The sequence below is a fragment of the Rhizobium sp. IY2 genome, assembly GCF_047532935.1.
Lineage (GTDB): Bacteria > Pseudomonadota > Alphaproteobacteria > Rhizobiales > Rhizobiaceae > Rhizobium > Rhizobium anhuiense.
This window is the reverse complement of sequence record NZ_JBLKNU010000003.1, coordinates 364184-376344: the sequence shown is the minus strand read 5'-3', so window position 1 is coordinate 376344 and position 12161 is coordinate 364184. Positions and strand designations below refer to the sequence as shown.

Genomic DNA, 12161 nt, shown 5'->3' with positions numbered 1-12161 from the left:
TGCTCAGCTCGGCGTCTGGCAGCTGGCAGGTCCGTCCAGCGGTCGGCGCAGTGTATCGCCGGCCACATAGGCCACCTCAACGGGATAGACGATCACGCTCGGCAGCTTCTCGATTTCACCAGCGTGGCCGGGGCTGCGTTTGATTTCCGCCTTGTAGGCTGAGGCACAATCCGTCAGCTGCTTCAGCGGCAGCCCGGTGTCGGCGGCGATCGCCTTTGCGCAGGCAGCACCATCGAGATAGAGCGAGCAGGACGCCGTGTAGACGCGGCGGAAGTCGAGGGTCAGCTCCCCCTTCCCGCTCCTAATGGCGGCAAAATTGTCGCCCTCAAACGAATCGTCGAGTAGCCGCTCGCCCGTCGCCGCATCGTAGACGACGAAAGGCAGTCCGCCGTTCCACCCGTCCGCTGCCCGGAACAAGACGAAACCGCCGCTGACGCCCATGAGATAACCGGCTATATCGTCCTCGATCACCCGCTCGCGTTCGTCGGCGCGCTCACAGGGCGCATCGGCGGCAAGCAGCGCCAGCTTTTCGGCTCCGACCTCGCCGAGATCGACTTCCTTGACCATGAAGGCGGGATAACGGCTGCAGGTGATCTTCGGCTTTGCATCAGGATTGAGTTCGTCCTTAGGCATCGCGACGACGTCCACTTTTATCGGCCTGTCGAACGGTGCCGGGCTTTCGGACGCTCCGGCCAAGGAAATCAGCGCCGCAAGGATAGTCGATGTCGTGATCGTCCGCTTCATCACAGTCCGCCTCTGAAATGCTTCGGTATCTCTGACATGGTTCGATCCGGCGCGACAGATGGGAAACGGATGCCGGCAAGGCCCGTGCAACGCCTGGCCGATGCCGGAGAAATCCACTTTTGCCTTGGAAAGACCTTCCGGAACACTATGATCGGGCGATGACCGGTTGGCGCGACCGGTCAGAAGCAAGAAGGAACGATTCCCATCATGGCCATTCGACCGCTGATTTTCGGTATCCTCTTCATCGCGGTCTTCGTCGTGATTATTCTCAGCATCATCTGGGTGGACACCTCGCATCCCATCCACCAGCCCGATCCCCTGTCGCCGACGGCGCCCGGCCCCGCGACGCCGGGACCGGTGCAATAATCCCGGCCGGAACGCGGAGGGCGCTTACGCGTTAATCCCGGAATCGAACGAGGATTGAACGCTCATGCGCATAATGATCGCCGTCGTCGCCTTCATGGTCGTCTCCGTGCTCAGCATCGCGATGATGTCGCCATCGGGCGCCGGAGAGACCGGCAATGGCGACAGGATCGAGGCGAGCGTCAACGAGCCTATCGCGCATTAAAACAAAGGCCCGGATGATCCGGGCCTTTATCTTCAGCTGCGGTAGAGCCAGAACGGCATGCCGCGATCACGATCGCGCCACTCGCGGCGTTCCTGCCAACGCTCGGCACGCCACCGCCGCCAATGACGGCGATCATCGCGCCAATCGGAGCGGCGCCAATCGCGCTCGTCGCGCCAGCCACGGTCGTCACGCCAGCCACGGTCGTCACCATCGTCACGGTCGCGATCACGTCGCCAGCCATCACGAATTTGAACGATATCGCCCTGTGCCGACACGGCCGGCCGCTCGACCGGCATGGCGGCCGCCGGTGCGACGGACGCGAAAGCCCCACCGACTGAAATGGTTGCGGCGAGAAAGAGATGTGCGAGCCTCATGGCTGTTTCCTCATTGATGATGAGGCGAAGATAGTCGGGCGCGGCTGAATTGGCGCTGAAGCAGCCCTTCACGCGCTGTTCATCGAGCGATGCGGGCTATTAAAAAAATCTGCTGGGTGCGATCGAACAAAGCAGCGTCGAACCGAGGTTATGGCCTGCGAAGGCGGCGCCTCCGCTTAGCAGCTTTCTTCGGCTCGCCGAGCCGAAGCTCACAGAGCGTAGGCTGGTGCCCCCGGCAAGGTTCGAACTCGCGACCCCCTGATTACAAATAGGGCTGGATGAGCGCTTGCTAGCGTTAGCCTAGAGCTGGCAGTGGCGTGTAGTTAATTGAACATACTATCTTTTCTGGATATTTCAAGTTAGCTTAGAGCTGGCCTGCGCTGGCTAACGCCGGAGCTGGCGTTAGCTGTACGTTAGCTGGAGAACGTCGATGAGCAAGCAGGCTGAACCAAAGAAGAAATTGACCCGCGCCGTATACGACAATGCGCAGAAGCACCCCGACGGCAAAACCACTCGTGTTATCTGGGACGAGCGCCTGACGGGCTTCGGCCTCCGCATCCGGCCGAGTGGGGCTAAATCATTCGTCTACGTATATCGCAACGCTGGCAAACCCAAGTGGGCGACCATCAAGGCCACAACCGCCGATGATGCCTTCGCGCAAGCGCAGGAGATGGCCAGTCAGTTCTACCGGGGGAAGGACCCGGTCGCTGAGCGGGGCGAGGCACAGCGCGAGGCCGAGCGCCGGGCGCGGGCCTTCAGCGTTGGTGACGTGCTCGATACCTTTATCTCCGAGCACGCCAAGAAGGAGCTCAAAGAGAAGACTTGGTCCGAGTATGACCGCATCGTCACCAAGGTCCTCAAGCCCGAGATCGGGAAGATTAAGATCGACGACCTAAGCACGGAGGACGTGAGCGCGCTGTACGACAAACTGAAGAACCGCCCGCGAAAACGGCGCGGCAAAGCCAGCCCAAATGCGCGGCCCCTCCCCCCAGCGACGACGCAGGCCGCTGGCGTCATTAGGGTGCTGTCGTCGGCTATTCGGTGGGCGACCTATGAGGGCAAGCTGCGCAGGAACCCTGTGCCCATCAACTTCGCCGGTCTTCGGTTGAAGGGAACGCGCAGGCGCGAGCGGCTATTCAGTGAGAACGAGGTCGCCCGCCTTCTTGCCGCAACCGACGAGCTCCAGGCCAAGAACAAGGTTCTGCCATCGGTGGCGTTGGCTATTCGCCTCCTCTTCGCAACGGGATGCCGCGCCGCCGAAATTGCGGGCCTACGCTGGGAATGGATCGACAACGAGCACGGTCTCATCATTTGGCCTAGGACCAAGACCGGACGGATGGAGAAGGCAATTACGCCGGAGATCCAGACTCTGCTCGACGGTGCTCAACGCATCGTTGAATCGCCGTGGGTATGTCCGGCTACGGATGCGGAATTGCCGCTGCGGGTGGACGTTCTAAGATCGGGCTTCAAGCGCGTCATGAAGGAAGCGGGCGTTGCGGCTAACGAGAACGCGGCGCTGCACCTTATCCGGCACTGGTTCTCTACAAAGACCTACACCGACAAGTCCATTCCGCTACCGCTGCAAATGGCGATCGTCGGCCACGCCAATGTTGCCACGGCCATGCGCTATTCTCACGTCAGTCGGGATGAACTCGCTGCGGCGTCGAAGGACCTGGCCGAGCGGCGCGTTGCCATGGTGCAGGCTGCCGCCAAGAATGGCGTCGTGGTGCCTATCAGGGGAGAGAAAGAGTGAGCGAGGACCAGAAGCCCGCGTGGCCGGAAAACAGCAACGACTGGGCGCGGCTTGGAGCGCTCGCCTCGTGGATCGATGACAGCATCGATGGCAGTACCCCTAGCCGGATCGCTGCCGCGTACGAGGCGTGGCAGGACGCCAACCACGACCCGTTCGACGACAATCACTTTATGACCCGTGCGGAGAAGGCGTTGCTGGTGCGGGCACTGGACGGCGGAAAGGACCGATGGAAGGCCACATCGCTGCACCTGCGCAGCGGTGCGGCCAGCCAGAAGTTCGTCAATCTCGCAGCCCACCTGATAGAGCAGAAGGCCTTCGCCCCCAACGCGGACCTGTCGGAGCGCCCTCGGCTGGGCATCTTCGAGGACTGGCAACTGATCAACGCGATCCTTCGCCAGCACTATCCCGACGACGTGGCGCGGGTAGGCGCGGCCTTCGACCGTATTGCTTCCCGGCTCATCGCAATTCTGCGCGGGGAGAAGACCGGCGAGAAGCAGCCGCACTCCGACAAGGAGAAGCCGTACACCGACGAAGAGCGATACGAAGCCAACGCAAAAAGCATTGAGAAGCTACTAAAGAAGGGCCGCAGCGAGAGCTACATGCTGGGAGTCCTTGTTGTGCACATCAGGCATGCGCCCACCAGTGACTAGATTTTTGCCGCCGGTTTAAAAAACTGCCGCCGGTTTAAAAGGTCAGATAGGTACAAGCGCCAACCAGCCCTATAGTTTGACTGTTACTACCAAAGGTAGCGATCTTGCTTTAGGAGAAAGTAATGGCTGGTGAAAATGAACTACTTACGCCCGCAGCTGCGGGGATATACCTCGGCGGAATTCCCGTAGATACTTTGCGTTGGTGGCGTTGGCGCCGAACCGGGCCAACCTACTGTCGCGTTGGTCGTCGGGTCATGTATCGGCGCGCCGATCTCGATACCTTCATTCGGCGCGGCGAGGTCCAGGTCGCGGAGGCCGTCAATGGCTAAAAAGAATAAGAGCCGGGGTGGGGCTGCAACCCCTCCTCCGACCGGTAATCCACTCAGCGACGGGTCCAATAATAGCGTGCCGCCGGACGAGGGTAAACCTCTACCGCCGATTGGCTACAATCAAGATATAGAGGATCTACTTAAGCTGCACGATGATCGCTGTGAGAACGGCGAGTGGGTATCCTTTTACGAGAACCGGTTCGATGAAGAATGCCCGTCCTGCAACGCAGAAGCTTTGCGGCTGTCGGAATGGTCACGAGCCTACGGCTTCTTGCTCGAAAACGAGGACGGTGTCGGAAAGGCGCTTGCCTTCGATGACTCAACGCTCCGAGTGATCCGCTTCTGGAACCGCCTACTCGGTTGGGGCGCTATATATGCCTGCTCCAAGTGCGATGTGCACGGTATTCATCTTTCCGGCCCCCAGCCAGAGGAAGGCAGCGAATGAGCAGCCTTCCCACCGACACCACCATCAACAACGAGAGCCGCGCCTACGCGGAGCGCTTTCACGTCCTGTTCGCGGGTGCCACTACCCATCACGGCACCTACCGACACGAGCCGACGTTGGTCGAGCCCGGCGAGAAGATGAGCATAAGAGGCTCAGCAAGAACGATCCGCGAGCCACCAACGCCAACATTGTGGGAGCGCCATCTGGACGGTGCAGCACCGCTTGGCATCTGCCCGCTGAGACCCGACGACACCTGCCTCTGGGGCTGCATCGACGATGACGACCGGAAGGCAGATCATGCCGCTCTGGTTAGGCGGGTCAGGGCCGCAGGGCTTTCTGCGATCGTGTGTCGCAGCAAGTCAGGCGGTGCCCATCTATACTTCTTCCTCTCATCTCCGATGCCCGCCGTCGATCTTCAGCAAAAGCTGCGCGAGATCGCTACCAGCCTGGGTTATCCGCCCGAGACGGAGATCTTCCCTAAGCAGGCGCGCAATTCCGACATCGACAAGACCGGCGGATGGCTGAACGTCCCATATTTCGGCGGCGACGGGACGGATAGATATGCGGTCAAGGATTCAGGGCTGGCCCAGAGTGTTGCGGAGTTCCTCGATCTGGCCGAGCGGTCATCCGTGACGCCCGCTCAGCTCATGGCGCTCAAGGCATCCCCGGATCGGCCGAACTCGGCTCATGCCGGGGGTGATCTAACGAGCGATGAGTTCGAGAAGATGTTAGCGCGATGGCTGCGCAAGCTTGCGGAAGCGCCGCACGGCACCCGCGACGATAAGCTGATGCGGGTTGCACGCGACGTCGGCAGATGCTCCGCCGTGATCACCATCGACAAGCCAGCGGCGGAGTGGCGGGCGCGCGAAGTCTGGCGCAAGCTCGGCAAAAATGATCAGGAATTCGATGAGCAATGGAAGCACAACGTCGAATGGGGCGAGAAGGAAGGAAACCCGCCGCGTCTGGGCGATGGCGACGGCGGTGGCGGTCGATTTCCCGACATCGACAGGATCGTCGTTTTGGTCGGCGGCGAGGAGGACGAGTGGCGACTGACGCTGAGGGGCTGGGGCGACATCGTTCTCCCCGTCAAGGAGGTCATGCACTACTACACCTTCAACGTGAGATGTGCGGCCCGGCTAGGCGCCATCTTTGATCAAGTGAAGCAAGATACGTGGTACGAAAAACTGCGCGAGGCACGGGCGCAGGCAACGTTCGAGAAGATACCGGAGACCGAGACGCCGGAATACGAGATGCGCGAGCTGCTGCGGGTCTTCGTGACCGATAAGCACAGGGCCGAAACACTTGATGAGGTTCTGCTGGGCAAGCCGTACCTCGATGAGGACGAAGGGCGACGCTACTTCCTGTTCAAAGATTTTCAGAAGTTTCTGCTGCGCGGGGATTCCAGCTTCGGCAGGATGAAGCCCAACATAGCTGGTCGCTGGGTAAGACGAGCAATCGGCACGGAAAATCTGATCGAGACCAAGAAGATGATCAAGGGTAAGCCGGTGAAGGTCCATTACGTGCCGGCCGAACTCTTCGACGCAACGCCGAAGCTGCCGCTGCCGAAGACGGAAAGGCCGCCAATTTGACGGAACCACGAATGTACAAGGGTAACGGCGGCGCGGTGCGGATCACGAATCTGGTGGCGCGGCCAGTTTATAGTGATGGTGGAGGCAGTTTAAGAAAAACCGCCTTGGCAGGCCGCTGGAGAGCGCCCGCCTCCCGGCGACCCTACCCTAGTGGCCGACCCCGCCGCGAGAGCGGGCGCTCATGCCAGGGTCGGCGGCGCTCGTGCGGCGTGGGAAGGGGCCGGGTTAAGGCGGCGCGGACGGTGGTCCGAGGATCATTGATGCCGGGGGGGTCTTAGGCGACATACCCGCAACCTATTGCGTATACGCCCGTATATAAGCGCGCCTGCGTCGTGAGAGGGTAATAAGGGTAATACGGGTACGCATGCATTTTAAGGAGCTTTTTCCGGCGGTTAGCGTACCCTTATGATCCCAATCTGATACGGGTAGACGCGGGTAGCTGTCGGCGACGTGGAATCCCCCGGTAACTGGCTGAGCCTCGTCGCGCTGAACCGTTATAACCTTTCGCCGCCCTCCTTCCCGCGTCGTCGCCCTTTGCCTTACGCGTATTGCCCCTGCGCGATTGCGACCGCCTTATAGTCTATTAGCAGGTTAACCCATAATAAAACCCTTTAAAACAAAGGCTTAGCACGCTAATATACAACCTAGGATTGCTTCAGCTAACGCAGAGCTAATCAAAAGTAACCCGCCGACCGTTTTAGCGAGTTCCGCCGCCAATGGCCAAACGAGGTCCAGAGTGTTCAGTTTGCAGGCACCGTGAGCGGGCGGCCATCGACCTCGCACTGGCTCGCAACGTACCGTTCGCCGCCCTAGCCAAGCGATACAAACTGGGCTCCGATAGCCTCCGTCGCCACGCCAAGAACCATATGCCGCCTCAGTTGAAGGCGCAGCTCTTGGCCGGGCCGGAGATGCCGATGGACATCGACCGGCTGCGAGAGACGGAGTCCCAGAGCCTGCTGTCGAACATCGTGGCGCTTCGCCACCGGCTCTTTGCCATGATGGACGCTGCCGAAGAGGTCATGGACACGGCGGGGGCGCAGCGGGTCGCGGGCCAATTGCACCGCAACTTCGAACTGACGGGCAAGCTGCTTGGCGACCTGAACACAGGCACCACCATCAACAACAACGTGCTCGTATCCCCGGTCTACATCGAGATGCGTACGGAACTGGTCAAGGCGCTGCGGGGCTTCCCCGACGCACGGCAGGCCGTCGCGCTGGTGCTCCAGGGGCTAGAGACCCGGTTCGCCGACGGTATGGTGATCGACCATACCTACGCCAGCGGCCCTGTACCCGGCAACGGGGGTCGTGGCTCATGAAGAACCTCGGCAGGCTCGACTTCAGAGTACCAGCGCAGCCGCGTGCGCTGGGTGCAGGCAGACCGGCAGTGCCGACGCACAGGTTGCCGGCTGGTTTCCCTGTGCGTTGTTTCGGGCCTCCTCCTTTGTGTTTGCCTGACGCGCGCCGGTCTGCCTCTTTTTTCCAATCGCAGAGGCCGCACCGATGCTAGCCCGGGACCTTGCCCGCGCACTGAGCCCCGTCGCCTTGGCCCGCGAGTGCGGCATAGAGCCTGACCCATGGCAGGCAACGTTGCTAGACGCCAACCCCCGGCGCTCCCTGCTGCTGTGCTCGCGCCAATCGGGCAAGTCCACCGTCGCGGCTTTCCTCGTCATCCAGACCGCGCTCTTCGTCCCGGCAGCGCAGATCGTCGTCGTCAGCCCGACGCAGCGCCAGTCCAACGAGCTGTTCCGCACCATCGTCGGTTTCCTTGGACGGCTGCCCGGTGCGCCGCGCCCCACCGCCGAAAGCAAGCAGGGCACGGAGCTGTCGAACGGCGCGCGCATCCTCTCGCTCCCAGGCACCGAAAAGACCATCCGCGGAATTGCCGGGGTGGACCTCGTCGTCATGGATGAGGCCGCGCGCGTCGAGGACGAGCTGCTGACGGCGGTAAGGCCCATGATGGCGACAAAACCCGACGCTCGCCTAGTCGCCCTCACGACGCCAGCGGGCAAGCGCGGCTGGTTCTACGAGGCATGGGTGGGCGACGATCCCGCGTGGGAGCGTGTGCGGGTTCCAGCGAGCGAATGCCCCCGGATCACGCAGGCGTTTCTGGACGAGGAACTGAAAGCCCTCGGCGCAATCAAGTTCAGCGAGGAGTACGGCCTGGAGTTCCACGACCCCGAGGAGGCCGTCTTCCCGCTCGCCATCATCCAAGCCGCATTCACGCAGGAGGTCAGAGCGCTATGGTAGGACACCCCATAGGCCGGGGCGGCAGAGGACCGTGGCAGCGCATACCGGTCGTGCCGGTCAGTCGCTTCATTATGGGTGTGGACCTCGGGCAATCGAACGATCCCACCGCCATATCCGTCATCCACCATACGGTGACGCCGACGGGCGACTGGAGCCTCTCTTACGGCGATCACGTCAGGCCCAACGTAACACGCGAACGTGGCGAGACCCGGTTCGATGTACGCGCCCTGGAGCGCGTGCCGCTGGGCACGCCCTATCCGCAGGTCGTGGGGCGCGTTGGCGAACTGCTGGACCGCCCGCCCCTGCGCGACGGCTGCGACCTTGTGGTTGACGAGACGGGCGTGGGACGGGCCGTCTCTGACATATTCGACTCCGCCGGCATGCGACCGCAACGGGTCGCCATCACCGCCGGCAACGAGATCACCAATCCCGAGAACCGCCGCTGGCACGTGCCGAAGGCGCATCTCATCAGCACCGTGGACGCCCGGCTGCACGTTGGTGAGCTGCGCTTTGCCGCTGAGCTGACCGACGCTGGAGCGCTAGCCGAGGAGCTGAAGGACTTCCGCCGCACCGTCAGCGCCGCTGGCCGCGCTAGCTTCAACGCCCGCGAAGGCAAGCACGACGACCTCATTCTCAGCATCGCCATCGCTCTCTGGTGGGCCTCGCGTCCCCGGACAGGCGGAGGCCAATCTGCCGTTTCCGGTTTCTACTGAAGGAGAAGACGATGAAGCTTAGACCACCGCAAGACATTCACGAGGCTGCCGTCGAGCAGCACTATCCCCGCAAGCCCAGCGGTGAGGTGGAGAACGACGCGACGATTGCCTCGCTCGCTACCGCCGTGCGCACCACTCGGCTCAACAGCGAGTCTCTTGCGGCCTATGCCGACACGCTCGCCAAGGACCGGCTAATGTCGCCGGATGCCGCCCGCCTCAAGCTCAGGGACAACGCTCTTAAGCTGGCTGAGACCACCGCGAAGAAGCTGGACGAAGCCAAGGCGCGCGTGCAGCAGGAAGTAGCGGAGATCAGAGCCCGCACCAGCACACCCCCGGCCCCTCGCGATCAACTCTCCGCCGGGCTCGAGGCTGAGATCCGAGCGCGGCTGGCGAGCATGCCCGAAAAAGCCCGCGATGAGGTAGTCGGCAAGGCATTCGTCGAAATGGACGTGAGCATCATCTCTGCTGTGTTACGCGGCCCGGCAATGCTGGCCGGCATGAGCCAAATCCGCCAAGATATGGTCCGCCACCGCTACCGGACAACGTTCCACCCGGAGGATGAGGCGCGGCTTAAGCGGCTCACCGCCGCGCTTGAAGCCACGGAGCGCAGCGGGCGCGCGTTCATCAGCTACATCGAGACCGCGACGACCGGCTCGGCCACCCAAATCGCCGAGGCAGCCGCCAACGCAAAGGCCGCCGAGGCAGCCATCGCAGCCGCAATCGCACAGCAGGAGTAGGAGCAAAGCAATGAAGGTTGAAATCGATCTTGAGGGCGTGCTGACGAGCGCGCAGGATATGCCAGAAGAAGTCGCCTCGATCGAGGACGTTCCCGAGGGCTTGCGGGACTTCTACAAGCAGAGCGGCGACCGGCTAAAGCTTGACCACGCGCACCGTGACGCACTGGTGGCCAACGTCTCCAGGGCTCTGGAGGATGATAAACTGCGCGGCGAAAACGCTCAGCTGAAGGATGAGAGCAACCGGCGGCGCGTGGTCGAGACGGTGCGGGAGCAGTTAGCGAAGTTCGTCCGGCCCGAGCTTATGCCCGGTGCCGTGGCGCTGTTCATGTCGCAGCACAAGTTCGGCATCAAGGACGGCAAGGTCTTCATCTTAGGGCGGCGCGGACGCGAGGAAGCCGAGATGGCGGCGGTCAACTGGGTCGCCGAGGATGGCGAACACTACGCCGCACCTGACCGCGCCGAGGCCGGGGGTTTCGCCGCCGAAGTTGCCCGCCTGAAGAACCTGCACTGACCGATGGCTCAGCAGAGGGGCCGCCCTCCGAGTCGCATAAGGGCGGACCGCGACCCCGACCGCCCACCTAGAGTCGCGTCCGACGACCCACTGCGCCGCACCGAGAAGGCTCTGCGGCTGGTCTACGGCGTCGTCCTCCCCCGGATGCATAGCGAGCGGATTGTCGGTCCCGGCTTGGCGCGGGCAAGCTGGCAGAGGCAGTTCGTCCTCAACCATGCGGTCTTCCAGCAACTCGCGGCCGAGCTTGGCGAGAACTGGATGAAGCTCGTGCACGACGCCGATAAGGACGATGCAAGCGCCCGCCGGGTGGAGCGCCGCCACATGGAAGAGGCCGCCGAGGAGATTGTCGCCGTGGTGAATGCACTGTTGCCGCCGCTTAGGGAGGTGGTCGTGCGCCGGGCGGCAGGCATGAACTGGAAGGCTGTTGCTGACGCGCTACCTCACCGTGCCTTCTTCTCCATGCAAGACGACCACGCTACCGCGCTGCGCCGGGTGTGGGACAAGGCCGATGACGCTGTCAGGCGGCTGATCTAGCGGTAGTCCTGATCACTTGTCCTTGATATTTCCAGCGATGATTTCATCGATCAGCGAACCATCCCATACAAGCCCGAGTTGGGCTTCGTAAGAGTGATCTGTCTTAATCCGGCCCGAGTATACACCGATGAACTTATTCAATGGAGTACTCAAAATGCCAATCACACCTGGCTGCTCCATGTGGTTTGTCCAGCTTCGACGGATAACCGGCGCTCCGGACATACCGGGCCTCGAAGCCGTATCAACCAGCATGTAGCCTGTCTCGAGGAGCGCTAGTTGCGGTTCCGATGCGATGCTTCCTCGCTTCCACACGGGATAAGCGGGTAGCTCGATCTTCTTAAACGGATAACCGAGGATGAAGACTTCCAGCCCGATCTCAATGCGAAGGTCTGCATTTGCTAAGACATTCAGCGGATAAAGGGTGACATTCGCGGCTTCTGGCCCGGAGGGCAGCGGGAGGACTGCGATATCAACGCGCCTACTCGGGTGTACTAACCAGAGCGGCTCGTCATCGTCATCTCTGATCCTGATGTCCCATCGCCGCTTTTCAACTGATCCCGTGCTTATGTTGAAAAGAGCGCGGACGATGTTCGGTCTACCAGCGTCGTCTCTCAAATTGGCAAGTGTGAAGAAGTCACGCATGGAGAGCACATGCCAGTTGGTCACCAAGTACCACCTTCCCTGGCTCTTCCATATGAATCCCGTGCCGTGCCCCTCAAGCGGAGTGTCGTTGAATTGCAGTTCAAGTGGAACGGTGGTTAGCGTGAAATGATCTATTGTCGTCATTCGCGTCGTCGCCCCTAATTCACGTGGAGCATGCACGAAAATAGCGCAGAGGCGAGTGCGAATCTGTGCGGTCATATACGGATATGCGACCATTCAAGCGCCCGAATCGTTAGCGCCGCGTTAGCCCAACGGCAGCCGCAGCTAACGCACTATTAGGAGGCGACGCAAGTTATTGGAATTA

The 12161-nt window shown here is 61.6% G+C and carries 16 protein-coding genes; 13 read left to right on the top strand and 3 right to left on the bottom strand.

The window, feature by feature from the left end:
• Positions 1-3 precede the first annotated feature (3 nt).
• Positions 4-744 carry a hypothetical protein gene (locus ACMUVN_RS15445; RefSeq protein WP_414815254.1) on the bottom strand — a complete coding sequence of 247 codons (741 nt, stop codon included), beginning with the start codon at positions 742-744 and terminating at the stop codon, positions 4-6.
• 207 nt (positions 745-951) lie between these two features.
• On the opposite strand from ACMUVN_RS15445, the gene ACMUVN_RS15440 reads away from it, so the two are divergent.
• Positions 952-1110, top strand: a complete 159-nt coding sequence (locus ACMUVN_RS15440; RefSeq protein ID WP_179867807.1) for a hypothetical protein — start codon at positions 952-954, stop codon at positions 1108-1110.
• Positions 1111-1174: 64 nt separating this feature from the next.
• The gene (locus ACMUVN_RS15435) at positions 1175-1312 is read left to right on the top strand and encodes a hypothetical protein (RefSeq protein WP_164735934.1); all 138 of its coding nucleotides are present in this window, start codon (positions 1175-1177) and stop codon (positions 1310-1312) included.
• 32 nt (positions 1313-1344) lie between these two features.
• Here ACMUVN_RS15435 and ACMUVN_RS15430 read toward each other — a convergent pair whose 3' ends face one another.
• Entirely contained in the window at positions 1345-1758 is a 414-nt protein-coding gene (locus ACMUVN_RS15430) for a hypothetical protein (RefSeq protein ID WP_174824454.1), read from the bottom strand.
• Positions 1759-2116: 358 nt separating this feature from the next.
• On the opposite strand from ACMUVN_RS15430, the gene ACMUVN_RS15425 reads away from it, so the two are divergent.
• From ACMUVN_RS15425 to ACMUVN_RS15375, 11 genes are all read left to right on the top strand, one after another.
• Positions 2117-3439, top strand: a complete 1323-nt coding sequence (locus tag ACMUVN_RS15425; RefSeq protein ID WP_414815253.1) for a tyrosine-type recombinase/integrase — start codon at positions 2117-2119, stop codon at positions 3437-3439.
• The gene (locus ACMUVN_RS15420; RefSeq protein ID WP_414815252.1) at positions 3436-4089 is read left to right on the top strand and encodes a hypothetical protein; all 654 of its coding nucleotides are present in this window, start codon (positions 3436-3438) and stop codon (positions 4087-4089) included. The genes ACMUVN_RS15425 and ACMUVN_RS15420 overlap by 4 nt, the downstream gene beginning before the upstream one ends.
• A gap of 122 nt (positions 4090-4211) precedes the next feature.
• The gene (locus tag ACMUVN_RS15415) at positions 4212-4418 is read left to right on the top strand and encodes a helix-turn-helix domain-containing protein (RefSeq protein ID WP_414815251.1); all 207 of its coding nucleotides are present in this window, start codon (positions 4212-4214) and stop codon (positions 4416-4418) included.
• A complete protein-coding gene (locus ACMUVN_RS15410) occupies positions 4411-4863 on the top strand; it encodes a hypothetical protein (RefSeq protein WP_414815250.1) in 453 nt (150 codons plus the stop codon). Before ACMUVN_RS15415 ends, ACMUVN_RS15410 begins: the two co-directional genes overlap by 8 nt.
• A complete protein-coding gene (locus ACMUVN_RS15405; protein ID WP_414815249.1) occupies positions 4860-6452 on the top strand; it encodes a TOTE conflict system archaeo-eukaryotic primase domain-containing protein in 1593 nt (530 codons plus the stop codon). Before ACMUVN_RS15410 ends, ACMUVN_RS15405 begins: the two co-directional genes overlap by 4 nt.
• Before the next feature lie 914 nt (positions 6453-7366).
• Positions 7367-7768: a hypothetical protein gene (locus ACMUVN_RS15400; RefSeq protein WP_414815248.1), complete on the top strand. Its 402-nt coding sequence runs from the start codon at positions 7367-7369 to the stop codon at positions 7766-7768.
• 271 nt (positions 7769-8039) lie between these two features.
• Positions 8040-8699: a phage terminase large subunit gene (locus tag ACMUVN_RS15395; RefSeq protein ID WP_414815247.1), complete on the top strand. Its 660-nt coding sequence runs from the start codon at positions 8040-8042 to the stop codon at positions 8697-8699.
• A 50-nt stretch (positions 8700-8749) separates the two neighbouring features.
• Positions 8750-9412: a hypothetical protein gene (locus tag ACMUVN_RS15390; protein ID WP_414815246.1), complete on the top strand. Its 663-nt coding sequence runs from the start codon at positions 8750-8752 to the stop codon at positions 9410-9412.
• A gap of 11 nt (positions 9413-9423) precedes the next feature.
• The gene (locus tag ACMUVN_RS15385) at positions 9424-10149 is read left to right on the top strand and encodes a hypothetical protein (RefSeq protein ID WP_414815245.1); all 726 of its coding nucleotides are present in this window, start codon (positions 9424-9426) and stop codon (positions 10147-10149) included.
• Between the two features lie 10 nt (positions 10150-10159).
• Positions 10160-10660, top strand: coding sequence for a hypothetical protein (locus ACMUVN_RS15380; RefSeq protein ID WP_414815244.1), 501 nt, complete (start codon positions 10160-10162; stop codon positions 10658-10660).
• Positions 10661-10834: 174 nt separating this feature from the next.
• Positions 10835-11194, top strand: a complete 360-nt coding sequence (locus ACMUVN_RS15375) for a hypothetical protein (RefSeq protein WP_414815243.1) — start codon at positions 10835-10837, stop codon at positions 11192-11194.
• 12 nt (positions 11195-11206) lie between these two features.
• Here the strand turns inward: ACMUVN_RS15375 and ACMUVN_RS15370 are convergent, their stop codons facing one another.
• Positions 11207-11980 (bottom strand): S1 family peptidase, encoded by a 774-nt coding sequence (locus ACMUVN_RS15370; protein ID WP_414815242.1) that lies wholly within the window; start codon positions 11978-11980, stop codon positions 11207-11209.
• Between the last annotated feature and the right edge of the window lie 181 nt (positions 11981-12161).